Source organism: Streptomyces sp. NPDC058284 (assembly GCF_042881135.1).
In the GTDB taxonomy this organism is placed as follows: Bacteria; Actinomycetota; Actinomycetes; order Streptomycetales; family Streptomycetaceae; genus Streptomyces.
In genome coordinates, this window is the sequence record NZ_JBHVYE010000016.1 from 90,705 (window position 1) to 113,930 (window position 23,226).

The window sequence follows — 23,226 nt, forward strand, 5'->3', positions numbered from 1 at the left end:
GACCGGGATACACGAGTGTCGTGGCAGGGCGATAGGGTTAACCTGCCCTGGGCCGGGTGCCCTCGTACGGGTGGGGAGTGACATGGAACAGATAACGGTGCGCAGCAGGGCGCGTGTCCCTGCGATCACCTGTGGCAGCAGCGCGAGCAGTTCGCGTCTCGATCGTCATCTCTCGGTGCTGGGCGGCCCCGCCGTCCCGCAGCGCGAGTCGTACGAGGCGACGCTGCTGATGCGTGAGCTGACCTCACGTGACGCCGCGCACGCCCGGAGTAGCAGGGGTGCCCGAGTGAGGCGAGTCTCGCTCTTCGCGCCACTGCGCAGGCTGCGGCGCTCGCTGTTCGGCGGACGCTGACCGCGGGTGGTCCCCGGGACGGAACCGCCGCTCCGCGGCGGATCTTTCCCACCCACCCCGCTCACCCCGTCACCTGTCACCACCTGTCCCGGCCGCCCCGTGCCCCGAGCCCGTCTCCGAGCACCTTCCGCGGCCGTCGAATCCCAGCCGGGCCGTCAACGACCGCCGGGCCGCCACGCCCCAACTCCCCGGGTGGCGGCCCAGTGGCTGTTCCAGGCCTGCGCCGGACGTTCCTAGCGTCCTGCGCCGCGCGCGTACCGGCGAGCGGCGCGCACAGCGCGAGCAGCACCAGCGACCACAGCACCGAGCCCGCCACGGGGTGCGCCACCGGCCAGGCCGCGCCCGCCGGGACGGGGGCGTTGCCGAACAGGTCGCGTACCGCCGTCGCCACCGCGCTGATCGGATTCCACTCGGCGACCAGGCGCAGCCAGGAGGGCAGCCCGTCGGCCGGGATGTACGCGTTCGACAGCAGCGGCAGCATGAACGTGGCGCTGCCCAGCTGCCCCGCCGCCTCCTCGCTCCGCGAGGCGAGTCCGAGCAGGATCCCGACCCAGGTGGTCGCGAACCGGAAGAGCAGCAGCAGCCCGAACGCGCCGACCGCCGCGAGCGGCCCGCCCTCGACCCGCCACCCCATGGCGAGCCCGACGAGCGACAGCGGCATCGCCGACGCGGCCGGCGGCGAGTACGAGCTGTCCGAGGACGCCGTGGGCGGCGACTGGTACGCGGGCATGCTCGCCATCGGACGGCAGACCCGGACGATCCTGCACCGGCACCCGTGGATGGTGCGCGTCATGTCCGTGCCCGCGACGGGGTACGGCTTCAGCCCGAACGTGCTGCGGTACCTGGAGCACTGCCTCGGCATCCTGGAGGCACTGGACGCGCCGCACGGCACCAAGATGGAGCTCATCGCCATGGTCAACGGCACAGTGCTGACGTCCGTGGCCAACGAGATCGCCGTCGCCGAGCGCGCCAGGAGCCTGCCGTGGTCGCCGGAGCAGGAGCAGGAGGCGCGTTCCGCCTACCTCGCCGCGCAGCTGGCGGCCGGAGCCTACCCGCGGCTCGCGGGGGTGCTGGCGCAGGCACCGGCCCCCGGCGACGCCGAAGAGAGCTTCGAGCGTGCGCTTCGGCGGCTTCTCGACTCGTTCCGGTCCCGTTCGGACGTGCCGGGAGCGGGGTAGCCGACGCTCGGAGCCTGTGTCATATCAGGGCGAACTGCCCGTCGGGGCCCTCTTCGCGGTGGTCGAGGACCGAAGCGGGGCGCCGCGCCGTGTCGGGGACGGGCAGGACGCCCGCCCGGCGCAGCTCGCTCTCGGTGAGCGGTGTGCCGAGCGTGGCCGTCAACTCCTCCTGGCGTGGGGCCAGTTCCGCGGTCAGCGCGAGTACCGTGATCAGTTCGAGGAGCTCGGACGTCCAGGGCTGGGGCCAGGCCGCGGGCCGGATCGCCTCCAGCGTCCCCGCCTCCGCGTCCCGCGTACGCACCGCGAACCACCGCTCGACGACCCGCACACCGCTCACCTCGTACTCCCAGGCCTCCCGCGGCACCGGCGAGACGACGCCCTCCTCGCCGATCCGCAGGACCTCCTGCTCGGCGTCGTAGGACAGGGCGCGGGGCCACGCGGGCAGTGGCGCCCTGACGTACGGCCTGCGACCGCCGGGCAGCTTCGGGCGCTCGCCGTCGCCCCGCATCCGCAACCGGAGCAGGCGCTGTCCGAGCTCCACGCCCCGCGCCCAGACGTCGGCGTCGCGGGTGAGGGGGACCCGGCAGCCCGCCGGTGACGCGGTGCCCGCCGCGAGCACCCAGGCGAGCAGGGCGCGCGCCGTGACGTCCTGGCCGAGCACGCCCGAGAGCTGGGCGAGCAGTCCCGGCGCCACATTGGGCTCCAGGCCCCCGGGTCGGCGGAACAGCGGCCTGATGCGGCCCGGACGCCCGGCCGGCGAGCGCCCGTCCGGCAGCACCGCCGAGGCGAGGACGGCGGGTCCGGGGGCGCCGGGGACGTATCCCTGCTCGACGGCGAAGAGCTGCCCCTCGCCCGCGACCCGCCACAGCTCGGGGCGGGCGACGTCGAGGAGGCGGTGGTCGGGGATCAGCCACTGCTCGTCGAAGGGGCCGTGCAGGACGCGCACGGGCTCGGGGCAGGGGCCGCTCTCCCTGGCGATGCGGCCCGTGCCCGCGGGGTGGCCGGGGAGCTGCGCCACCGCGGTGTGCGGTGTGCGGGCGCGCGTGGGGCAGAAGAGTGCCTCGCGCTCGGGGCCCTCGGCGCGGACGAGGGCCGCCCAACGGGCCCTGAGGGATGCGGCGTCCGGGCCCATCGGCCACCCGCGGCCCGGCCGGAGCGGTGCGACGGACCACGGCATGAGGTCCGCGAGCAGCGGCGCTTCGTCGTGCGTCACGCCGGGCATCGTACGACGTGCCCGCCCGCGCCCGTCACGTCGCGTCGAGCGTGACCGAGAAGGAGAAGCGGTCGCCCCGGTAGTGGATGCGGGCGACGTCGAGGGTCCGCCCCTCCTCGTCGTAGGTGACACCCGTGTAGTGCAGGATCGGGCTGAGCAGCGGCACTTCGAGGAGCCGGGCGGTCTCCGGGTCGGCGAGCGTGGCCTCGACGGTGTCGGTGATGCGGCTGATGCGGATGCCCACCACGTCGCGCAGGACCTTCGTCATGGGCCAGCGCACCAGATCGTCCGGCTCGATGCGGGCGGCCAGTTCGGGGCGTACGTAGTTGCGGGCGTGGTTGGTCGGCTCGCCGGTCTTCTCGTCGCAGCGCAGCCGGTGGTACGCCGCCACCTCGGCCGAGCCCGGGAAGTACCCGGCCAGTTCGGCGGGGAGCGGGACCGTGCCGTGGTCGAGGAGCCGGGTCGTCATGCCCGACTGCTGGGCCACGATCGCGTCGACCGAGCCGAGCAGCCGGACGGGGGAGCCGCGCTGCGCGCTCGGCTCGATGAAGGTGCCGCGCCGCCGGTGGCGGGTGATCAGCCCCTCGTCCTCCAGCTCCTTGAGCGCCTGCCGCATGGTCAGCACGCTCACCCCGTAGTGCCCCGCCAGCTGCTCCTCGGTGGGCAGCCGGAGCGGGGCGTCGGGGGAGCGGCCCAGTATCGAGGCGCGCAGGGACTGCGACACCTGGTACCAGAGCGGCAGTTTCCGATTCAGGACGATCGAGTCCGGGGCGAAAGCGGTCACGGTCTCTCCGAATCAGAGGTCGTTTTGCGTCAGTTGCGGAAGTGGCGCTCCAGACCCTGCCATACGTCGTCGTAACCGCGCTGCAGGTGGGACGCGGTCGCCGCCTGCTCCGTCGCCGTCACGGGCCAGCGCGTCTCGAACATGAAGGCGAGGCCGTCGTCGATCTTCTGCGGCTTCAGTTCGGCCGCCGACGCCTTCTCGAAGGTCTCCCGGTCGGGGCCGTGCGCGGACATCATGTTGTGCAGCGAGCCGCCGCCCGGCACGAATCCCCCTTCTCCGGCAGCCTTCGCGTCGTACGCGCCCTCGATCAGGCCCATGTACTCGCTCATCACGTTCCGGTGGAAGTACGGCGGCCGGAAGGTGTCCTCGCCCACCAGCCAGCGCGGCGCGAACACCACGAAGTCGACGCCCGCGAGACCCGGGGTGTCGGACGGCGAGGTCAGCACGGTGAAGATCGACGGGTCCGGGTGGTCGTAGCTGATCGAGCCGAGCACATTGAAGCGGTGCAGGTCGTAGACGTACGGGACGTGGTTGCCGTGCCAGGCGACGACATCGAGCGGCGAGTGGTCGTACGTCGCACGCCACAGGTTGCCGCAGAACTTGTTGATCACCTCCACCGGCCCCTCGACGTCCTCGTACGCCGCGACGGGCGCCCGGAAGTCCCGGGCGTTGGCCAGCCCGTTGGCACCGATGGGCCCGAGGTCGGGGAGCTGGAAGGGCGCGCCGTAGTTCTCGCACACGTACCCGCGGGCGCGCGCGTCGAGGAGCTCCACGCGAAAGCGCACCCCGCGCGGGATCAGCGCGACCTCGCCGGGCTCGGCGTGCAGCAGCCCGAACTCGGTGCGTAGGAGCAGCCCGCCGTGTTCCGGCACGATGAGCAGCTCGCCGTCCGCGTCGCTGAACACCCGGTCCCGCATCGAGGTGTCGGCGTGGTAGAGGTGAATGCCCATGCCGGTGCGCTGCGTCGCGTCGCCGTTGCCGCCGAGCGTCCACAGGCCCGCGAGGAAGTCGGTGCCGGGGGCGGGCTCGGGCAGGGGGTTCCAGCGCAGCCGGTTCGGGTCGGGCACCGAATCGGCGAAGGGGGCCGTGCGCAGCGCGCCGTTGTCGGCGCGCGTGAACCGCGGGTGCGCGGCCGAGGGGCGGATGCGGTACAGCCACGAACGGCGGTTGTGCGCCCGGGGCTCGGTGAACGCGCTGCCGCTCAGCTGCTCGGCGTAGAGGCCGAGGGGCGCGCGCTGGGGGGAGTTGCGGCCGTGCGGCAGGGCGCCCGGCACCGCCTCGGAGCTGTGTTCGTTGCCGAAGCCGGAGAGGTGGGCCAGCCCTTCGGCGGCCTTCCGTGCGTCGTGTGCGCCCGCCCGGTCCGCACCCGTCCCGTCCGCGCCCGCCCGGTCCGCGTCCGTCCGGTTCACGTTGCCTGCCTGGTGCCCGCTCATCACCGCTCCCTCGTCAATGATTCCTATGGGACACCGTAGGATTCACGTTTTCCTTCCGCAAGGGGGAGCGGGGAATGTGAGCGGTGCTCTACTCTCCCGGAATGCCCCACCCGAACCGGCCGGAAGAACCGCGCCCCCCGGCCTCCATGCGCCGCGTACCCGTCCAGGAGCGCAGCGCCGAACGGCTGACCCGGATCCTGGACGCCTGCGCCGCCGTCCTCGACGAGGCAGGCTACGAGGGCCTCACGACCCGCGCCGTCGCCCAGCGCGCCGGCGTCCCGATCGGCTCGGTCTACCGCTTCTTCGGCAACAAGCGGGCCCTCGCCGACGCCCTCGCCCACCGCAACCTCGACGCGTACGCCCGGCGCGTGGCCGAGCGCGTCACCGGCCTCGGGCGCGGCGACTGGCGCGGCGCCGTCGACGCGGCCTTCGACGAGTACCTGGCGATGATGCGCACGGTCCCCGGCTTCGGCCTCGTCGACTTCGGTGTCCCCTCCGCGCCCGACGCGATGCCCGACGCCAACCTCCGGGTCGCCGAGCGGGTGGCCGCCCTGCTCGCGGACCACCTGGACCGCCCGCTCGACGCCGTCCTGCGCCGCACGACGCTGGTCGGCGTCGAGGCCGTCGACGCGGTCCTCCAGCTGGCGTTCCGGGCCGCTCCGGAAGGGGACGCGGAGCTGATCGAGGAGGCCCGTACCTTGCTGCACGCCTACTTCGCACGGTCGCTGGGCTGAGCGGCGGTTCCCCGGATTCTGCTGCAACAGCGCCCGGAATGCGGCCCGTTGCTAAGGTGATCGCACGCGGTGACGGGCCGAGGGGGAACATGGCACGGGTGGTGTGCGTCCACGGGATCGGACAACAGCACGTGGGCGAGGCCCAGTTGCACGCAACCTGGCACCCGGCGCTCGCCGACGGCCTGCTCCGCGCCGCCACCGGGCCGCTCGCCGCGTCGGACGTGGCCTGCGTCTTCTACGGCAACCTGTTCCGGCCCGCGGGCCGCACCCTGTCCGTGCAGGACCCGCCGCTCGACGCCGCCGACGTCGCCGACGAGCTGGAGAGCGAACTGCTCCAGCGATGGTGGGAGGAGGCGGCCCGCACCGACCCCGCCGTCGTCCCGCCCGACGCCCGCACCCTCGCCCGTACCCCGCACACCGTGCAGAGCGCCCTCAACGCGCTGAGCCGCTCCCGGTTCTTCGCCGGCGTGGCGCTGCGCTCCCTGGTCCTCGACCTCAAGCAGGTCGCCGCCTACCTCACCGACCCCGACATCAGCGCCGAGGCGCAGCGCCGGGTCGCGGCTGCCGTCACCGACGACACCCGTGTCGTCGTGGGCCACTCCCTGGGCGGCGTCGTCGCCTACGAAGCCCTCTGCGCACACCCCGAATGGCCCGTACGGTCGCTGCTGACGCTCGGCTCCCCGCTGGGGATCCGCCACCTCGTCTTCGACCGCCTGCGGACCGGCAGTCCTGGCCAGTGGCCGGGCTCCGTACGGCACTGGACCAACATCGCCGACGAAGGCGACGTGGTCGCCCTCGTCAAGGACCTGCGTCCGCTGTTCGGCGAGCGGGTGCGCTGCCACCTCGTGCACAACGGCGCACAGGCGCACGACGTGACCCGCTACCTGTGCACCGGGGAGGCGGGCAGAGCGGTGGGCGAGGGCCTCGGTGCCGACTGACGCCCCCGCCGTCCCGCCCGCGCCGCGGCGCCACTTCCTGCTGTCGACCGCGGTCGCGCACGTGCACGCGCACCCCGAGGCCGCGCTGCCCGAACTCGCCGACGACGTGGCCCGCATCGACCGGCTCTTCCTCGGCGAACTCGGCTACCACCGCGGCGCCGACCTGGGCCTCGACCCGACCCGCGAACAACTCACCAAAGCCCTGCGGAAGTTCGCCACCGACCCGGACCGCGGACCCGCCGACCACGTGGCCCTCTACCTCGCCTGCCACGGCGTCACCGCCGAACGCAGCGGCCGCCACTACCTCCTCCTCGCCGACAGCGACGCGGCCGACCTGCGGGGGACCGCCCTGCCCACCGAGGACCTCGTGGCCCTGCTGTGGGAGGACACCCCCGTCGAGCGGCTCCTCGTCCTGCTCGACGCCTGCTACGCCGAGGAAGGCACCGACCGCGCGCTGCGCGCCGCCCTCGAAGCGCGCAGGTTCCAGACCTCCCTCACCGACCACGACAGCACGGGACTGGTGCTCGTCGCCGCGTCCCGGCGCAAGGAGGAGGCCAGGGCCGGAGCCCTCTCGGCGGCCTTCGACCGGGCCGTGCGCAGCCGGGCCACCGCCGGGAACGCCCCCGCCCACATCGGCATCGGCCAGGTCATGCGCGCCGTCAAGGCCGACCCGCGAGTGCCACGCACCCAGCGCACCAGCTGGTCCCTGACCCACGCCGTCGCCGACATCCCCGACTTCCTCCCCAACCCCCGCCACGTCCCGGGCGCCTCGGGTCTCAAGCTGGAGGAGATCGACCGCATCGTCGAGCTTGCCGGACGTGAACGCCGCGCGAGGCAGGCCGAGTTGACCGGGTTCTTCCTGCCCAGGGCGCGCGGCACCGACGTACCCACCGAAGAGGTCTGGGACTTCACCGGCCGGCACACCGCGTTGACCGACGTCACCGGCTGGCTCGCGCCGCGGCGCGCCGCCGACCGGCTCTGCGTGGTCACCGGCGGTCCCGGCTCCGGCAAGTCCTCGCTGCTCGGCATGGTCGCCGTGCTCACCGACGCGGCCCACGGCGCGGCGGTGCCCCGCGCGGGGCTGCCCGCCACGCTCCCGGGGCCCGGCGACGTGGACGCGGCCGTCAACGCGGGCCACAAGACGAAGCAGCAGCTCCTCGACGCGCTCTCCGCGGCCGCCGGCTGCGCCGCCACCTCCCTCGGTGCGCTGGCGGCCCACCTCCAGGCCAGGACCGACCCGCTCGTCGTCCTCATCGACTCCCTCGACGAGGCGCTCGATCCGCAGGTGGCCGTCGAGGAACTCATCGCCCCGCTCACCGACCCGAGGCGCCGGCTCCCCGTGCGCCTCCTCATCGGCGCCCGCCCCCACATCGCCCGGCTGCTGCCCGCCGCCGCGAGCCGCGTCGACCTCGACGACGAGCGCTACGGCGACCCGGAGGCCGTCTGCGCCTACGCCCGCAAACTCCTCACCCCGCCGGACTCGGTGCTGTGCACCGCACCACCCGCCCAGGTGGATGCCATCGCCCGGGCCATCGCCGATGCGGCCGGACGCTCCTTCCTGGTCGCCCGGATCACCGCGCGCACCACGGCCCGCGAGACCCACGCCGCCGACCCGTACGACCAGCGCTGGCGCGACGAGCTGCCCCGCCTGCCCGGCGAGGCCATGGAGCGGGACCTGGAGCAGCGCCTCGGCCCGCTCGCCGACCGCGCCCGCGACCTGCTGCGCCCGCTGGCCTTCGCCCAGGGCGCCGGGCTGCCCTGGGCCGGGATGTGGCCGCGCCTGGCGGCGGCGCTCAGCGGCGGTTCCTACGGCGACGAGGACATCGTCTGGCTGCGGGGGGCCGCCGGTTCGTACGTCGTCGAGGACGTCGAGGACGGCGACTCCGTCTACCGCGTCTACCATCTCGCCCTCATCGAGTACCTGAGAGAGGGCCAGGACACCGAACGGGTGCAGCGGGTGGTCACGCGCGTGCTCGGCGGCGTCGACCACCCCTACGTACGCAAGTACCTGGCGCTGCACGCGGCGGCGGGCGGGGTCCTCGACCCACTGGTGGCGGATGCGGACTTCGTGCTCACCGCCGACCCCGACCAGCTGCTCGCCGTGCTGCCCCGGCTGCGTACGGCCGAGGGGCGGCGGACCGGGCGTGCCGTGCGGGACGTGGAGGAGCTGCTGCGTGGCCGCCGGGCGCGCGTCGCCGACCCGGAGAGCCGGGCGCGGCTGCGGCTCGCCGCGGTCTGCCGCAAGGCGACCGGACTCGCCGCGTCGTGCGACCGGGGGGACCTGCCGTGGCGGGCCCGGTGGGCCGCCTGGAACCCGCACGGCGGCGCGCGCCGCTACGAGGGCATGGACGCCCTGCTCGCGAGCGGCATCGTGGTGCCGACGGAAACCGGGGCGTACTTCCTCGAGCAGCGGCGCTCCGCGTCCGGGGCCGCGCTGTGGGACCTGGACACCGGGGATCGCGTGGAGCTGCCGGGCACCGACGAGCCGCTGTACGCGGGCAGCTGGACCGTGACGCCCCGACTGCCGGGCTGCGCCGCGGCGTTGTCGCACTTCACCGGCGTGCGATGGGTGCAGGGGGAGACGCGCTACGAGATGTGGCGGCTGCTGCACGTCTTCGACGCCTCCCGGCGGCGCTACACCTGCTGGCGGCTGCCGCCGCACCCGGTGGCCGACGCCGGACACCAGCGTCACGGACTGCGCGCGGCGCGGCAGGTGCAGGTCTGGGGCGGATCGGACGGCCTGGGCCCCACCGGGGCGGTGCTCCGCTTCGCCGACGGCTCCTGCCTGGAGTACACGTTGTCCACGAAGCGCCTGGCGACGCGCCCGTCCCGGCGTGAACGGCGCGCACTGGCCACCTACACGAGCGGGGACCGGCAGCGGCTGGAGCGGCATCTCACGGCGGTCCCCGTACGCCATGTCACGCGGGACGGTGAGCGGCCCACGGCGGGGCGGATCACCGCCCTGGCGGCGCTGCCCGCCGAGTACGGCCGTCGCGTGCTCGCGGGGTACTCCGACGCCACCGTGCGCGTCACCGACCTCGACAAGCCCGGCGAGGCCGTGCCCACCGGGCACGACGGCGCGGTGCTCGACCTCGTGTACGTGGCCGGTCACGCGCGGGGCGAACTCGTCGTCACGGCGGGCGCGGACGGCACGGTCCGGCTGACCTCGCTGACCGACCGGGCGCCCGTGCGCACGCTCCTTGAGGACGCCGTGCCGCCCCGGGCGCTCGCCGTGCACCGGCTGGGCCGGCAGTGGGTCGTGGCCGTCGCCACCAGGGACGGGCAACTGCACCGCGTCGACCTGGACAGCGGTCGCCCGGTCGGTCTGCCGCTGCGCACCGGACGGGGGGCCCGGGTGCGCCTCGCGACGTTCCGGCTGGGCTCCGCGGAGTGCGTGAGCGTGCAGGCGGACGGGCGTGGACTGCAGCTGTACGACCTGGTCACCGGCGACCGCGTCGGTGGACAGGTGGGATGGAACGATGCCTCGGCGCTCTGCGCGGCGGGTGCCACCACGGTGATCGGCAGCCGCGACGGAGTGATCCGGCTCTGGGCGGGCCCGCACGCCGCCGACTCCACGCAGATCACCGCTCACGAGGCGCCGGTGATCGCGGTGGGCCCGGTGGGCGCCGTGCGCGGCGCCGGACCCGCCGTCGTGAGCGTCGGACAGGACTACCTCATCCGCTGCTGGGACGTCGAAGGGCACCGGGAGCTGTGGCGGCGGGCGCTGCCGGGCGCGGGTTCGTGGACGAGACCGCTGGTCTCCTGCGCCGCCGTGGGCGCCACCCTCAAGGGTGAGGGCCTGGTGGCGGCGGGGGAGGTCGGCGGCCGGGTGACGGTCCTGACGCTGCCCGCCCAAGTGCCCCTGAGGGAGGAGCGGTTCACCGTCCCCGGCATCGTCACCGCGCTGGCGACGGGCCGGGTGCGGGGCCGTGACGTCGTCGTGGCCGCCACCGACAGCGGGCGCGTCGCCTGCTGGGACGTCACGAACGGCCGCTGGTACGCGCTCGGCCCCGTGCCCGGACCCCCGGCCTGGACCACGGCGCTGGCCCTCGACCCCGACGGCTCGGGACGGCTGCTCGTGGGCGCCGACGACGGCACCGTCCGCGCCTGGGACCTGCCCGCCTGCCGGCCCGTCGGCCCGCCGCGCCGGGTGCACGGCGCGCCCGTGCACGCCCTCGCCTTCGCGCGGGGGAGCGCGCCGGGCGTACGGGCCTTCAGCGCGGGCGGCGACCGCCGCCTCGTCGCGCTGTCCGGCGGGGACTGGGAACGCCGACTCCCGCTGCCGGTGAGGGCGTTGGCCGAGGCGGACGGGGGTGGCCTGCTGTGCGCCGACGAGCGGGGAACGGTGTGGCACCTGGCGGAGGGCGCGGACGGCTGGGAGGTGACGGAGGCCCTCGACGCCGTGCCCGGTGCCACGGCTGTCGCGGTGTTCACCGCGGACGGTGCCACCGCCGTGGCGGTCGGCGGGTCCGACGGCACGGTCCAGGTGCGGGACGGGGCCGACGGCGCGCTGCGCCACCAGCTGCGGCCGGTGTGCGAGAGCGGTGTCGCGGAACTCCTCGCGGCCCCCTGCCCCCGGCCCTCGGGCCCGCCCCGGCCCGCGCTGTTCGCACGCAGCGAGCTCGGGGTGGTGGAGTACTGGGACCTCGACCTCACGGTGTCCGGGCGCCCGGCGGGGACGGTGCTGCGCGACGTCGTCCTGCCCACGTCCGCGCCGGACTCCAGCCTTGCCGGGGTACCCGACGGGGCGCTGGCACTGAGCCTCGGCCCGTTCGGCCCCGACAGCTCGTACGGCTCGGTGTACGCCATCGGCCGCGGACCGCTCCACGAGGGCGCGTTCCTCCACGGCCGCTCGGAGCTGACGCCCGGCGGCGCGACCGTGCTGCGCTGCGCCGACCGGCTGCTGCTCGGCGTGCCGATGACCCGCGGCCTGTACGTGATCGACCTCGCCACCGGGCACCGCACCCGGCTGCCCCACCTGACATCGGTGCGGGCCCTGGCCGTCGTCCCGGCCCGGCCGGGCTCCGAGCCCGCGGGCCCGCAGCTGGTGGCCGTCGGCGCCCGCGTCACCCGGACGCTGCCCCTCGCCCCCGTCGTCGCGGACCTTCGCGCCGGGGCCGGGAGGGCCACGTATGCCGAGGTGAGCCCGGCGCGCAGGCACCCGACGCCGCTGGACGGGGCCCGCTACGCCGCGATCCTGCCCGGGGCCGAGGAGTACGCGGTGGCGGGCCGCCGGACGCTGCTGGTCGCCGGGGTCCGGGACGGGGCCGTACGACGGGGCGTCGAGCTCCCTTCAGTGTGCACGGGACTGGCGGCCGGGCCCGGTGGCGAGCTGGCCGTGGCCACCCGCAACGGCGTGATCCTGCTGGACACACCTGCCGTGAGTGCGCCCGAGACGCGGCCGTGACCAGGAGTTTTGCGCTTATTGCTCGCGCGTCAACATCTTGTTAACGCTTCATGGCGGGTCCTAACGTCATCCGGACCGCCAGACCTGGTGGGAGTTCGATGGTGAACGTGAGGTAGCCCCCCATGCTGACAATCCTCGGATTCGTCATGATCGCCACCTTCCTGGTGCTGATCATGATGAAGAAGATGTCGCCGATCGCGGCGCTGGTGCTGATCCCCGCGCTGTTCTGCGTGTTCGTCGGGAAGGCCGCCCACCTCGGGGACTACGTCCTCGACGGCGTCGGCAACCTCGCGCCCACGGCGGCCATGCTCATGTTCGCCATCGTGTACTTCGGCGTCATGATCGACGTCGGCCTCTTCGACCCGGTCGTCCGGGGCATCCTGCGCTTCTGCAAGGCCGACCCGGTGCGCATCGTCATCGGCACCGCCGTGCTCGCGGCGATCGTCTCGCTCGACGGCGACGGCTCGACCACCTTCATGATCACGGTCTCGGCGATGTATCCGCTGTACAAGCGCCTCAAGATGAGCCTCGTCGTGATGACCGGCGTGGCCGCCACCGCCAACGGCGTGATGAACACGCTGCCCTGGGGCGGTCCGACGGCCCGCGCCGCGACCGCGCTGAAGGTCGATGCCAGCGACATCTTCGTGCCCATGATCCCGGCGCTCGCCGTGGGCCTGGTCGCCGTCTTCCTCCTCTCGTACGCCCTGGGCCTGCGCGAGCGCAAGCGGCTCGGCGTGCTCTCGCTCGACGAGGTCCTGGAGAAGGAGACGGCCGGCGGGACCGTCCTGGTGGGCGCGGGCGGCGGTGACGGCGACGCCTCGCTCACGAAGAACACGACGGCGCCCGCGAAGAAGAGCACCGGCGCCGACACCGCCGCGGCGGACGCCGGGGCCGGGGCCGGATCGGGAGCCGAGTCCGACGACGACGGGTTCCAGGGACTCGACCCGCACCGCGCCACCCTGCGCCCCAAGCTCTACTGGTTCAACGCGGCCCTCACCGTCCTGCTGCTCACCGCCATGATCATGGAGTGGCTGCCGATCCCGGTCCTCTTCCTGCTCGGCGCCGCGCTCGCCCTCACCGTCAACTTCCCGCACATGCCCGACCAGAAGGCCCGTATCGCCGCCCACGCGGAGAACGTCCTCAACGTCGCGGGCATGGTCTTCGCCGCGGCCGTCTTCACCGGCGTCCTCACCGGCACCGGCATGGTCGACCACATGGCCGACTGGCTCGTCGACGCCATCCCCGAGGGCATGGGCCCGCACATGGGCCTGGTGACCGGCCTGCTCTCCCTCCCGCTCACCTACTTCATGTCCAACGACGGCTTCTACTTCGGCGTCCTGCCGGTCCTCGCCGAGGCGGGCCAGGCGCACGGCGTCTCCACCCTGGAGATCGCCCGCGCCTCCATCGCGGGCCAGGCGCTGCACATGTCGAGCCCGCTGGTGCCCGCCGTGTACGTCCTCGTCGGCATGGCCAAGGTCGAGTTCGGGGACCACACCAAGTTCACCGTCAAGTGGGCCGTGCTCACCTCGCTGGTGGTGCTCGGCGCCGGAATCCTCTTCGGCATCATCTGATGCCTGACCGGCCTGTGCCCGGCGGATCGTCCGGGCCCGGTGGGCGGGGCTGGCTGCTGCGTCTCGTCATCGCCTTCGGCTTCGCGCAGGGGGCGGTGTCGATGGCGCGGCCCGCCGTCTCCTACCGGGCCCTCGCGCTGGGTGCCGACGAGCGGGCCGTCGGCGTCATCGCGGGCGTCTACGCCCTGCTGCCGCTCTTCGCCGCCGTCCCCCTCGGACGCAGGACGGACCACGGCAGGTGCGCGCCCCTGCTGCCCCTCGGCGTCGTCCTGATCGCCGGGGGCTGCGCGCTGAGCGGCACGGCGGACTCGCTCGCCGCGATGGCCGCCTGGAGCGGCGTGCTGGGGCTCGGCCACCTCTGCTTCGTGATCGGCGCCCAGTCGATCGTCGCCCGGCAGTCCGCGCCCGCCGAACAGGACCGCAACTTCGGCCACTTCACCATCGGTGCCTCGCTCGGCCAGTTGGCGGGGCCGCTCGCGGCGGGCGCCCTGATCGGCGCCGACATCGACCGCACCAGCTCGCTCGCCCTGCTCGTCTCGGCGGCGGTCGCCGCCCTCTCGCTGACCTCGCTGTGGCGCATCGAGCACGTCCGTGCCGCGGCCGGACCCGCGCGGCGGACCGCGAAGGTGCCGGTCACCACGATCCTGCGCAGCCGGGGCGTGCCCGCCGGCATCTTCATCAGCCTCGCCGTGCTCTCCGCGACGGACGTCCTCACCGCCTACCTGCCGGTGGTCGGCGAACACCGGGGCATCGCGCCCGCCACGGTCGGGCTGCTCCTCTCGCTGCGCGCCGCGGCGACCATCGCCTGCCGCCTGGTGATGACACCGCTGATCGGCCTGCTCGGCCGCGCGGCCCTGACCGTCCTCACCTGCGCGCTCGGCGCGCTGCTCTGCGCGGGGATCGCGCTGCCCGTGCCGGTGTGGGGTCTCGGGGCGATGCTGGTCCTGCTCGGCTTCTGTCTGGGCGTCGGCCAGCCGCTCTCGATGACGACGGTCGTCCAGGCGGCCCCGGACGGCGCCCGCTCGACGGCGCTCGCGCTGCGCCTGACCGGCAACCGCCTCGGCCAGGTCGCCGCGCCCGCCTCCGCGGGCCTGATCGCCGGAGTGGCGGGGGTGGCCGCGCCGTTCGTGATGCTGGGCGGGCTGCTGCTCGTCGCGGCGGGGCTCGGCGCACGAAGGCGCCCCGCAGGCGCGGACGGCCTGCGGGACGCGACAGCGCGTACGCGGCGGGGAGCTGCGCCGCGATGAGGTGAGCGGTGATGAGTCAGGTCTTGCCAATCGGGCAACTCTCTTTGCCGTTACCGCTTCGGAAAGCGCAGGCTGCGTCCGGAAGGCGGATCAGAGGGAAGCGGAGAAAGCCTGATGACGCAGCAGATGGACTGTCGCCGACATGTCGTGATCATTCCGATCGAGATCGACGAGGACAAGGAAGGCGCGTATCTGGAAGCCTGGGAGGGCGCCGCGGAAGTGATGGCCGCTCAACCCGGCTTCATCAGGACGTACATGTTCCGCACGATCGTTGCGGGGAGCACTTTCTCTCTCGTCAACGTGGCGGAATGGGAGTCCACCGCCCACTGGGAAGCGGCCATGAACGTCTGCCCCATGATGGGGCAACAGGTCGCCGTCGCCCATGCCTCGAACTACGAGGTGATCCGGACGGTCCTGCCCGCCCCGGACCGGAACCCGGGCCCCGGCGACGCGTACGCACCCGTCGCCGGGTACGCCACCCCCGAGAAGGGGACGTGAGGCGACCCGCCACGGCACGACGGCGGCTCGGACCGGTGCGGCGCGTGGCCCGGTCCCCGCTGCCCCTGGTGCCAGAAAACTATCAGCGCTAGTTTGGGGCGCGGACGACAACCTGGAGGAATGCGATGAAGGCCCATGACGGGATGTACATCGACGGCGACTGGCGCCCGGCTGCGGGCACCGACACCATCACGGTCCTGAACCCGGCCGACGAGCAGCCCATCGGCGAGGTCCCCGCGGGCACCGCGCAGGACATCGACGCCGCGGTGCGCGCGGCCCGTGCCGCCCTGCCCGGCTGGGCCGCCACCCCGCCCGCCGGGCGCGCCGCCGTTATCGGCGCCCTCCGCGACCGCCTCGTCGCCCGCAAGGACGAGGTCGCCGCGACCGTCACCGCCGAGCTTGGCTCGCCGCTGCCGTTCTCGCAGGCCGTGCACGCCGGAGTGCCGATCCTGGTGGCCGGTTCGTACGCCGAGCTCGCCGCGACGCACCCCTTCGAGGAGCGGGTGGGCAACTCCACCGTCTATCTGGAGCCGGTCGGCGTGGTCGGCGCCATCACGCCCTGGAACTACCCGCTCCACCAGATCGTCAACAAGGTGGCGCCCGCGCTCGCCGCGGGCTGCACGGTCGTGCTCAAGCCCGCCGAGGACACCCCGCTCACCGCCCAGCTCTTCGCCGAGGCGGCGCACGAGGCGGGCGTACCCGCGGGCGTGTTCAACCTGGTCACAGGGCTCGGCCCGGTCGCGGGCCAGGCGCTCGCCGAGCACGAGGGCGTCGACCTCGTCTCCTTCACGGGATCGACCGCGGTCGGCAGGCGGATCGGCGCCACCGCGGGCGCGGCCGTCAAGCGCGTCGCCCTGGAGCTCGGCGGCAAGTCCGCCAACGTCATCCTGCCGGGCGCCGACCTCACCAAGGCCGTCAACGTCGGCGTCGCCAACGTCATGTCCAACTCCGGCCAGACGTGCAGCGCCTGGACCCGCATGCTGGTGCACACCGACCACTACGACGAGGCGGTGGAGCTCGCCGCGGCCGCCGCCGCCAAGTACGGGCCGCGCATCGGCCCCGTCGTCAACGCCAAGCAGCAGGCGCGCGTGCGCGGCTACATCGAGAAGGGCGTCGAGGAAGGCGCCCGCATCGTGGCGGGCGGCCCCGAATCGCCCCAGGACAAGGGCTACTTCGTCCAGCCGACCGTCTTCGCCGACGTCACGCCCGAGATGACCATCGCCCAGGAGGAGATCTTCGGACCGGTCGTCTCGATCATCCGGTACGAGGACGAGGACGACGCCCTGCGCATCGCCAACGGCACCGTGTACGGGCTGGCGGGCGCGGTGTGGGCCGCCGACGACGCGCAGGCGACGGCGTTCGCCCGCCGCATGGAGACCGGACAGGTCGACATCAACGGCGGCAGCTTCAACCCCCTCGCCCCGTTCGGCGGTTACAAGCAGTCGGGCGTCGGCCGCGAGCTGGGCGCGCACGGCCTGACCGAGTACCTCCAGACCAAGTCCCTGCAGTTCTGACCCCTCTGACCCTTCTGGGCTTCTGACCCTTCCGATCCCGAGGAGTACGTGAACGTGGTCCGCGCCGCCATCCTGCCCGCCGTCGGCTCTCCGCTGGAGATCGCCGAGATCGACCTGCCGGAGCCGGGCCCCGGCCAGGTCCGGGTGCGCCTCGCCGCAGCGGGGGTCTGTCACTCCGACCTGTCCCTGACCAACGGCACGATGCGGGTCCCGGTGCCCGCCGTGCTCGGCCACGAGGGCGCGGGCACCGTGGTGTCCGTGGGGGAGGGCGTCACCCGCCTCGCTCCCGGTGACGGCGTCGTCCTGAACTGGGCGCCGTCCTGCGGGACGTGCCACGCCTGCTCGCTCGGCGAGGTGTGGCTCTGCGGCAACGCCCTCGCGGGCGCCGCGGACGTCTACGCGAAGCGACCGGACGGGACGGAGCTCCATCCGGGCTTGAACGTCGCCGCGTTCGCCGAGGAGACGGTGGTCGCCGCGGGCTGCGTCCTGCCGGCGCCGGACGGTGTGCCGCTCACCGACGCGGCGCTGCTCGGCTGCGCCGTCCTGACCGGGTACGGGGCCGTGCACCACTCGGCGCGGGTCCGCGAGGGCGAGAGCGTCGCGGTGTTCGGCGTCGGCGGGGTGGGCCTCGCCACGCTGCAGGCGGCCAGGATCGCGGGCGCGGGACGGATCGTCGCGGTCGACGTGTCCCCGGCGAAGGAGGAGCTGGCCCGCTCGGCCGGTGCCACGGACTACGTGGTGGCCTCGGAGACGACGGCCAAGGACATCCGCGGGCTCACCGGCGGCCAAGGCGTCGACGTGGCCGTGGAGTGCGTGGGCCGCGCCGTGACGATCCGCACGGCCTGGGAGTCGACGCGGCGCGGCGGGCGCACCACGGTGGTCGGCATCGGCGGCAAGGACCAGCAGGTGACCTTCAACGCCCTGGAACTCTTCCACTGGGGCAGGACGCTCTCCGGCTGCGTCTACGGCAACTGCGACCCGGCCGTCGACCTGCCGGTCCTGGCCGGTCACATCCGCGCGGGCCGCCTCGACCTGGGCGCCCTGGTGACCGACCGGATCGGGCTCGACGGCATCCCGGCGGCCTTCGAGAACATGATGGCGGGCAGGGGCGGCCGGGCGCTGGTCGTCTTCTGACCGGCCCCCGGCGGCTTCTGACCGGTCCCCGGCGGCGCGGCGGTCAGCTCTTCGCCGCCGGGGCCGTGAGCCTGGGGAAGGACGTGGCCGCCGCCAGGAACACGAACGTCGTCAGGACGAACGGCCACGTGAACGCGTGCCCGCCGGACGGCGCGGCGAGTGCCGCCACCGCCGGGCCGAGCGCCGTGGCGGTGGCGGCGCCCACGAGTGCGTACGCGAGGGTCGCGCCCCGCGCGGGCAGGAAGACGCCGCACAGGGCGAGGGAGACGAGGACCGCGTTGTACCCGCTCGTGCCGTCGGCGATCCGCGCGGCGGGAGCGCCCAGCGCCCAGGCGGTGGCGATGCCGGTGGCGCTGCCCAGGCACGCCACGCCCGCCGCGCGGGGACCGGCGACGAGGAAGCCGAGCAGCAGCAGGGCGCCCACGTACCACTGGGGCATGAAGAAGATCTGACCGAAACCGGCGAAGAACCCCCGGGCGAGGTCGACGGGTTGGAGCGCGGTCGGGCCGGTCGCGGACGCGGTGAGCGCCGCGAGGCCCTCGCCGTGGTGCCAGACGTGCCGGAAGCCGGGTGCCGCGACGGTCGTCGCGGAGGCGACCAGGCAGAACGGCAGGGTCAGCGTGGGCAGTTCCCAGGCGCCGGCCAGCCTGACCACGGCCGCCGTCACGACCGTGACGACCACGCTGCCCGCGACGGCGACCAGCGCGGTCGACAGGTGCTCCGTGCCGAGGAAGACCGCACAACCCAGCGCCGTCAGGCAGGCGTTGAAGCCTTCGAGCCCGACCGACACGCGGTCGTCGGCCACGCCGAGGAGCCGCGCCGTGGCCGTGCCGACCGCGGTGCCCGCCAGGCCGTAGAGCCCGTACTCCCACCCCGCCGCGAAGAGCGCGGCGCAGAAGAGGACGCCCGCGGCGGCGCTCGGCATGAAGGTGACCTGCGCGTGCCCGCGCAGCACCTGCGCGGCGAAGACGCGGGCGCGCGGCGGCCCGATCGTCCGCCTTGTCCCCTCGGTCGAGCCACCGGCGTCCAGCGCGTCCCTCGCGTACCCCACGGCCACTCCCCGCCTCATGCCCCTGCTGTGTCCGACAGAACGGATGCAGAGTACATCTACCCGGCCGGAGTGGGGGCTTCCGGTGCGGCGGCCGCTTCGAACCACGTCATCAGGACGTCGTTGGCGAAGGTCTCCCGCGCGGTCACCCGGAATCGCGTCGGGTCGAACTCCCCGGCGAAGACGGGGACCCCGGCCCCCGCGACCACCGGGTAGCTCTTGACGATCAGCTCATCGAGCTCCGGCAGCAGCGCCGCCGCGACGCGTCCGCCCCCGCACAGCCAGATGTCCTTCCCCTGCTGCCGCTTGAGGTCGCGGACCAGGGTGAGAGGGTCGTCCGCGGTCACGGTCACGGCCGGATCGGGCGCGGCGCCCAGGGTGCTCGACAGGACGTACTGGCGCAGGTGCGCGTACGGGCTCGGGGTGCCGTGGGCCAGTGCCTGGCGGTAGGTGCCGTGGCCCATCACCACCGTGTCGAAGCGCAGGTTGGGGGCGTCCGCGAGGCCGACGAGCGGGCGCAAGGCGGTCGGGACCGTCTCGGGGTAGCGGGCGTTGACCGACGCGGCGTAGGCGGCGGTCTGCTCCTCGTCGCCCGTGGGGTAGAAGTCGACCTCGCCGCCGGGGCCCGCGATGTACCCGTCGATGGAGGCGCCGATGTAGTAGACGAGCTTGCGCATGCGATGACTCCCCCTGTAGTACTCTCTCTGTAGTGGTGAAAACGTAGTACTGCGAATGGAGTGGTGTCAATGGTGCGCAGGAACGACGGGCGGCGAGCGGCCCTGGTCGACGCCGCCATCGAGGTCCTTGCCAGGGAAGGAGCCCGCGGGCTGACCTTCCGGGCGGTGGACACCGAGGCGGCCGTGCCGACCGGCACCGCGTCCAACTACTTCAGCAACCGCGACGACCTGCTGACCCAGGCGGGTGCCCGGGTCTACGAACGGCTCACGCCCGACGAGGCGGTCATCGAGCGGCAGCGGACGGCCGAGCGGGACAAGGGGACCTACGTCGAGCTGATGCGCGAGGTCGTCGGCCGGGTCAGCGGCTTCCGTACGGGCTACCTCGCCCTGCTCGAACTGCGCCTGGAGGCGACCCGGCGCCCCGAACTGCGCGCGGTCCTCACCGAGCGGGTCAAGGCCGACCTCGAAGCCAACCTCTCCTACCACGAGGCCTCCGGACTGCCCGGCGACGCGACGGCGGTCAAGCTGCTCTATCTGGCGCTCAACTGGCTCATCCTCGAACAGCTCACGCTGCCGGATGTCCTCACGGAGGCCGAGCGCGACGAGCTGGTCGCGGCGGCGGTGGAGCGCGTCATCACGGGCTGAGCGGGCTGAGCGGATGGGGGCCCGCTGAGCGGACGGGGCGGGCCGGTCGGTGACCGCCTACAGGCCCTCGATGCCGAGGTGCGTGGCGAACGCCCGCGCTCCGGCCGCCGTCACCCGCACGGCGCGCTCCGTACCGATCCGCTCGCACCAGCCCGCGGCCAGCGCGTGGCCGCACAGCGCCGCCCCCGCGACCCCGGCGAGGTGCGGCTTGCGCTCCGTCCAGTCCAGGCAGGACCGGGCCAGCGGCCGCCGCCCCGTCCGGGCCAGCCCGATCCCCAACTCCCCGAACCACTCCACCCCTTGGTCGGTCAGGGCGAACCCGGTGTCCTGCCGCAGCAGCCCCCTCTCCGTCATCGCCCCGGTGATCGTGATGCCGAGCCGCCCCGCCAGATGGTCGTAACACGTACGGCCGCGCGCCATCGCCCCCGCGGCACCCGCCTCCCGCAGCGACCGGGGCCTCGCCCGCGCCCCGGGCGCCGCGTGGGCGGCGAGATCCTCGACGAGCTGGGCGGCCCGCGCGTCGGCGAGCCGCACGTAGCGGTGCCTGCCCTGCCGGTACTCGGTGAGCAGGCCGCCCGCGACCAGCCGCCCCAGGTGCTCGCTGAGCGTCGACGCCGCGACTCCGGCGTGCCGGGCCAGCTCGCCGGCCGTCCACGCCCGCCCGTCGAGCAGCGCGAGCAGGCAGGCCGCCCGCGTCTCGTCCGCGAAGAGTGCGGCGAGCGAGGCGAGGGCGGTGGCGGGGGCGGTCGCGGCGATGGTGTTCGGGTGGCCCGGCTTCATGCGTCCAGGATGCGGCAGGAACCCTTCGGCCTGCGCCGAACCGTGCACCGAGCCGTGCGCCGAGCCGTGCACCGAACCGTGCGCGGAGCGCGTCGCGTCAGGCGCGCGCCGCCACCTGCTCGTACTGCAGCGCGAGCCCGTCGAGGAGCGCCTGGAGGCCCGCCTCGAAGGCCCGCTCGTCGATGACCTGCTGCCGCTCCGCGAGCAGATGGGCCTGGCCCAGGTGCGGATAGTCGGCCGGGTCGTACGCCGCCTCGTCGTCCACGAAGCCCCCGGCGAACGAGCCGAGCGCGGAGCCCATGATGAAGTACCGCATCAGCGCGCCGATGGACGTGGCCTGCGCGGCCGGCCAGCCCGCGTCGACCATCGCGCCGAACACCGCGTCGGCGAGCCGCAGTCCGGCCGGGCGGCGGCCGGGACCGCTCGCCAGGACCGGGACGATGTTCGGGTGCAGCGTGAGGGCGGCCCGGTAGGAGACCGCCCAGTCGTGCAGCGCCGTGCGCCAGTCCCGCGCGTCGGCCGCGTCGAACATCGACAGGTCGACCTGCGCGCTCACCGAGTCCGCGACCGCCTCGAGGATCTGGTCCTTGGTGCGGAAGTGGTTGTAGAGGGACGGGCCGCTGACGCCGAGTTCGGCGGCGAGGCGGCGCGTGGAGACGGCCGCGAGTCCCTCGGAGTCCACGAGCGCACGCGCCGTCTCGACGATGCGTTCTCGGCTGAGCAGGGGCTTGCGCGGTCGGGCCATGCGGCACATAGTAGGGCTGCCACAACAAACTAGCAGTGCTAATTTAAAACGCGACGTAGTCCGGGCGGCCGGTTCGTGGCCCGGTGTGAAGAGACGTGACGAGACATGAAGAGGTGTCCATGAACCTGGAGCTCAGCGACGAGCAGGCAGCCGTCCAGCGACTGGCCAAGGACTTCGTCGCGCGTGAGATCGCCCCGCACGTCGTCGAGTGGGACCGCGCCGAGAGCGTCGACCGGAATCTCGTGAAGAAGCTCGGCGAGGTCGGCTTCCTGGGGCTCACCATCGACGAGGAGTACGGCGGCTCGGGCGGTGACCACCTCGCGTACTGCCTGGTGACCGAGGAGCTGGGGCGCGGGGACTCCTCCGTGCGCGGCATCGTCTCGGTCTCGCTCGGCCTGGTCGCCAAGACCATCGCGTACTGGGGCAGCGAGGAGCAGAAGCGGCAGTGGCTGCCGGGGCTCACCTCCGGGGAGTACGTCGGGTGCTTCGGGCTCACCGAGCCGGGCACCGGGTCCGACGCGGGCAGCCTGACGACCAGCGCCGTGCGCGACGGTGACGCGTACGTCGTCAACGGCACCAAGATGTTCATCACCAACGGCACCTGGGCCGACGTCGTGCTCCTCTTCGCCCGCACCGGCGACGCCCCCGGGCACAAGGGCGTCTCCGCCTTCCTGGTCCCTGCGGACACCCCGGGCCTGACCCGCCGCACCCTGCACGGCAAGCTCGGCCTGCGCGGCCAGGCCACCGCCGAACTCGTCCTCGAGGACGTCCGCGTCCCTGCGTCGGCCATGCTGGCGCCCGAGGGCAAGGGGTTCTCCGTCGCCATGTCGGCCCTCGCCAAGGGGCGCATGTCGGTGGCCGCGGGCTGCGTCGGCATCGCGCAGGCCGCCCTCGACGCCGCGGTGCGCTACGCCGGCGAGCGCGAGCAGTTCGGCAGGAGCATCGCCCACCATCAGCTGGTGCAGGAGCTGATCAGCGACATCGCCGTGGACGTGGACGCCGCGCGCCTGCTGACCTGGCGGGTCGCCGACCTGATCGACCGCGGACAGCCCTTCGCCACGGAGTCCTCCAAGGCCAAGCTGTTCGCCTCGGAGGCCGCCGTGCGCGCCGCCAACAACGCCCTCCAGGTCTTCGGCGGTTACGGCTACATCGACGAGTACCCGGCGGGCAAACTGCTGCGCGACGCCCGCGTGATGACCCTCTACGAGGGCACGAGCCAGATCCAGAAACTCGTCATCGGCCGTGCTCTCACCGGCGTTTCGGCGTTCTGAGTACGCGCCTGAGTATCCGTACGGATACGACGCCCGTGGCGCCTCGCCGATGCTGTT

Annotated in this window: 19 protein-coding genes and 1 pseudogene; 12 read left to right on the forward strand and 8 right to left on the reverse strand. The window is 73.8% G+C overall.

Annotated elements, in window-relative coordinates; genetic code table 11:
* Positions 1-82 precede the first annotated feature (82 nt).
* The gene (locus ACFVYR_RS22560; protein ID WP_384251454.1) at positions 83-352 is read left to right on the forward strand and encodes a hypothetical protein; all 270 of its coding nucleotides are present in this window, start codon (positions 83-85) and stop codon (positions 350-352) included.
* A gap of 232 nt (positions 353-584) precedes the next feature.
* Here ACFVYR_RS22560 and ACFVYR_RS22565 read toward each other — a convergent pair.
* Positions 585-1,010 (reverse strand): annotated as a pseudogene (locus ACFVYR_RS22565) (ABC transporter permease); the annotation flags it as partial.
* Between the two features lie 70 nt (positions 1,011-1,080).
* Here ACFVYR_RS22565 and ACFVYR_RS22570 point away from each other — a divergent pair.
* On the forward strand, positions 1,081-1,530 hold the full coding sequence (locus ACFVYR_RS22570; protein ID WP_384251717.1) for a TetR/AcrR family transcriptional regulator C-terminal domain-containing protein: 450 nt from the start codon (positions 1,081-1,083) through the stop codon (positions 1,528-1,530).
* 19 nt (positions 1,531-1,549) lie between these two features.
* Here the strand turns inward: ACFVYR_RS22570 and ACFVYR_RS22575 are convergent, their stop codons facing one another.
* From ACFVYR_RS22575 to hmgA, 3 genes are read right to left on the reverse strand one after another with little or no spacing between them, the layout of a single operon-like run.
* Complete coding sequence (locus ACFVYR_RS22575) at positions 1,550-2,752, reverse strand: type ISP restriction/modification enzyme (RefSeq protein WP_384251456.1); 1,203 nt, start codon at positions 2,750-2,752, stop codon at positions 1,550-1,552.
* A gap of 25 nt (positions 2,753-2,777) precedes the next feature.
* The gene (locus ACFVYR_RS22580) at positions 2,778-3,527 is read right to left on the reverse strand and encodes a GntR family transcriptional regulator (protein WP_384251459.1); all 750 of its coding nucleotides are present in this window, start codon (positions 3,525-3,527) and stop codon (positions 2,778-2,780) included.
* Positions 3,528-3,556: 29 nt separating this feature from the next.
* A complete protein-coding gene (hmgA, locus tag ACFVYR_RS22585) occupies positions 3,557-4,960 on the reverse strand; it encodes a homogentisate 1,2-dioxygenase (RefSeq protein WP_384251461.1) in 1,404 nt (467 codons plus the stop codon).
* Between the two features lie 101 nt (positions 4,961-5,061).
* Here hmgA and ACFVYR_RS22590 point away from each other — a divergent pair, with 101 nt between their 5' ends.
* The 8 genes from ACFVYR_RS22590 (at position 5,062) to ACFVYR_RS22625 (ending at position 18,003) form a co-directional block, all read left to right on the forward strand.
* Positions 5,062-5,694 (forward strand): TetR/AcrR family transcriptional regulator, encoded by a 633-nt coding sequence (locus ACFVYR_RS22590; protein ID WP_384251463.1) that lies wholly within the window; start codon positions 5,062-5,064, stop codon positions 5,692-5,694.
* 89 nt (positions 5,695-5,783) lie between these two features.
* Positions 5,784-6,632: a hypothetical protein gene (locus tag ACFVYR_RS22595; RefSeq protein ID WP_384251466.1), complete on the forward strand. Its 849-nt coding sequence runs from the start codon at positions 5,784-5,786 to the stop codon at positions 6,630-6,632.
* A complete protein-coding gene (locus ACFVYR_RS22600) occupies positions 6,622-12,039 on the forward strand; it encodes a caspase family protein (RefSeq protein WP_384251468.1) in 5,418 nt (1,805 codons plus the stop codon). Before ACFVYR_RS22595 ends, ACFVYR_RS22600 begins: the two co-directional genes overlap by 11 nt.
* Before the next feature lie 122 nt (positions 12,040-12,161).
* The gene (locus tag ACFVYR_RS22605; RefSeq protein ID WP_384251471.1) at positions 12,162-13,610 is read left to right on the forward strand and encodes a CitMHS family transporter; all 1,449 of its coding nucleotides are present in this window, start codon (positions 12,162-12,164) and stop codon (positions 13,608-13,610) included.
* Positions 13,610-14,857, forward strand: coding sequence for an MFS transporter (locus tag ACFVYR_RS22610; protein ID WP_384251474.1), 1,248 nt, complete (start codon positions 13,610-13,612; stop codon positions 14,855-14,857). Before ACFVYR_RS22605 ends, ACFVYR_RS22610 begins: the two co-directional genes overlap by 1 nt.
* A gap of 114 nt (positions 14,858-14,971) precedes the next feature.
* Positions 14,972-15,355 carry an antibiotic biosynthesis monooxygenase family protein gene (locus ACFVYR_RS22615; protein WP_384251477.1) on the forward strand — a complete coding sequence of 128 codons (384 nt, stop codon included), beginning with the start codon at positions 14,972-14,974 and terminating at the stop codon, positions 15,353-15,355.
* Between the two features lie 125 nt (positions 15,356-15,480).
* A complete protein-coding gene (locus ACFVYR_RS22620) occupies positions 15,481-16,869 on the forward strand; it encodes an aldehyde dehydrogenase family protein (protein ID WP_384251479.1) in 1,389 nt (462 codons plus the stop codon).
* Between the two features lie 54 nt (positions 16,870-16,923).
* Entirely contained in the window at positions 16,924-18,003 is a 1,080-nt protein-coding gene (locus ACFVYR_RS22625) for a Zn-dependent alcohol dehydrogenase (RefSeq protein WP_384251719.1), read from the forward strand.
* A gap of 43 nt (positions 18,004-18,046) precedes the next feature.
* Here the strand turns inward: ACFVYR_RS22625 and ACFVYR_RS22630 are convergent, their stop codons facing one another.
* Both ACFVYR_RS22630 and ACFVYR_RS22635 read right to left on the reverse strand, forming a co-directional pair.
* Positions 18,047-19,054, reverse strand: a complete 1,008-nt coding sequence (locus ACFVYR_RS22630) for an urea transporter (RefSeq protein ID WP_384251481.1) — start codon at positions 19,052-19,054, stop codon at positions 18,047-18,049.
* A gap of 56 nt (positions 19,055-19,110) precedes the next feature.
* On the reverse strand, positions 19,111-19,728 hold the full coding sequence (locus ACFVYR_RS22635; protein ID WP_384251484.1) for a dihydrofolate reductase family protein: 618 nt from the start codon (positions 19,726-19,728) through the stop codon (positions 19,111-19,113).
* A 69-nt stretch (positions 19,729-19,797) separates the two neighbouring features.
* Between ACFVYR_RS22635 and ACFVYR_RS22640 the strand changes: the two genes are divergently transcribed.
* On the forward strand, positions 19,798-20,373 hold the full coding sequence (locus tag ACFVYR_RS22640; protein ID WP_384251486.1) for a TetR/AcrR family transcriptional regulator: 576 nt from the start codon (positions 19,798-19,800) through the stop codon (positions 20,371-20,373).
* A gap of 57 nt (positions 20,374-20,430) precedes the next feature.
* On the opposite strand, the gene ACFVYR_RS22645 is transcribed toward ACFVYR_RS22640, so the two are convergent.
* The gene (locus tag ACFVYR_RS22645) at positions 20,431-21,153 is read right to left on the reverse strand and encodes an ArsR/SmtB family transcription factor (RefSeq protein ID WP_384251488.1); all 723 of its coding nucleotides are present in this window, start codon (positions 21,151-21,153) and stop codon (positions 20,431-20,433) included.
* A gap of 97 nt (positions 21,154-21,250) precedes the next feature.
* Complete coding sequence (locus ACFVYR_RS22650) at positions 21,251-21,898, reverse strand: TetR/AcrR family transcriptional regulator (protein WP_384251490.1); 648 nt, start codon at positions 21,896-21,898, stop codon at positions 21,251-21,253.
* Between the two features lie 119 nt (positions 21,899-22,017).
* Here ACFVYR_RS22650 and ACFVYR_RS22655 point away from each other — a divergent pair, with 119 nt between their 5' ends.
* Positions 22,018-23,169: an acyl-CoA dehydrogenase family protein gene (locus tag ACFVYR_RS22655; protein WP_384251722.1), complete on the forward strand. Its 1,152-nt coding sequence runs from the start codon at positions 22,018-22,020 to the stop codon at positions 23,167-23,169.
* The last annotated feature ends 57 nt before the right edge of the window (positions 23,170-23,226 follow it).

Bases quoted from the DNA above. Each gene is read 5' to 3' on its own strand.
- ACFVYR_RS22560 (WP_384251454.1), top strand. From the start codon at position 83: ATGGAACAGATAACGGTGCGCAGCAGGGCGCGTGTCCCTGCGATCACC.
- ACFVYR_RS22570 (WP_384251717.1), top strand. From the start codon at position 1,081: ATGCTCGCCATCGGACGGCAGACCCGGACGATCCTGCACCGGCACCCG.
- ACFVYR_RS22575 (WP_384251456.1), bottom strand. From the start codon at position 2,752: ATGCCCGGCGTGACGCACGACGAAGCGCCGCTGCTCGCGGACCTCATG.
- hmgA (WP_384251461.1), bottom strand. From the start codon at position 4,960: ATGAGCGGGCACCAGGCAGGCAACGTGAACCGGACGGACGCGGACCGG.
- ACFVYR_RS22590 (WP_384251463.1), top strand. From the start codon at position 5,062: ATGCCCCACCCGAACCGGCCGGAAGAACCGCGCCCCCCGGCCTCCATG.
- ACFVYR_RS22595 (WP_384251466.1), top strand. From the start codon at position 5,784: ATGGCACGGGTGGTGTGCGTCCACGGGATCGGACAACAGCACGTGGGC.
- ACFVYR_RS22605 (WP_384251471.1), top strand. From the start codon at position 12,162: ATGCTGACAATCCTCGGATTCGTCATGATCGCCACCTTCCTGGTGCTG.
- ACFVYR_RS22610 (WP_384251474.1), top strand. From the start codon at position 13,610: ATGCCTGACCGGCCTGTGCCCGGCGGATCGTCCGGGCCCGGTGGGCGG.
- ACFVYR_RS22615 (WP_384251477.1), top strand. From the start codon at position 14,972: ATGACGCAGCAGATGGACTGTCGCCGACATGTCGTGATCATTCCGATC.
- ACFVYR_RS22620 (WP_384251479.1), top strand. From the start codon at position 15,481: ATGAAGGCCCATGACGGGATGTACATCGACGGCGACTGGCGCCCGGCT.
- ACFVYR_RS22635 (WP_384251484.1), bottom strand. From the start codon at position 19,728: ATGCGCAAGCTCGTCTACTACATCGGCGCCTCCATCGACGGGTACATC.
- ACFVYR_RS22640 (WP_384251486.1), top strand. From the start codon at position 19,798: ATGGTGCGCAGGAACGACGGGCGGCGAGCGGCCCTGGTCGACGCCGCC.
- ACFVYR_RS22645 (WP_384251488.1), bottom strand. From the start codon at position 21,153: ATGAAGCCGGGCCACCCGAACACCATCGCCGCGACCGCCCCCGCCACC.
- ACFVYR_RS22650 (WP_384251490.1), bottom strand. From the start codon at position 21,898: ATGGCCCGACCGCGCAAGCCCCTGCTCAGCCGAGAACGCATCGTCGAG.
- ACFVYR_RS22655 (WP_384251722.1), top strand. From the start codon at position 22,018: ATGAACCTGGAGCTCAGCGACGAGCAGGCAGCCGTCCAGCGACTGGCC.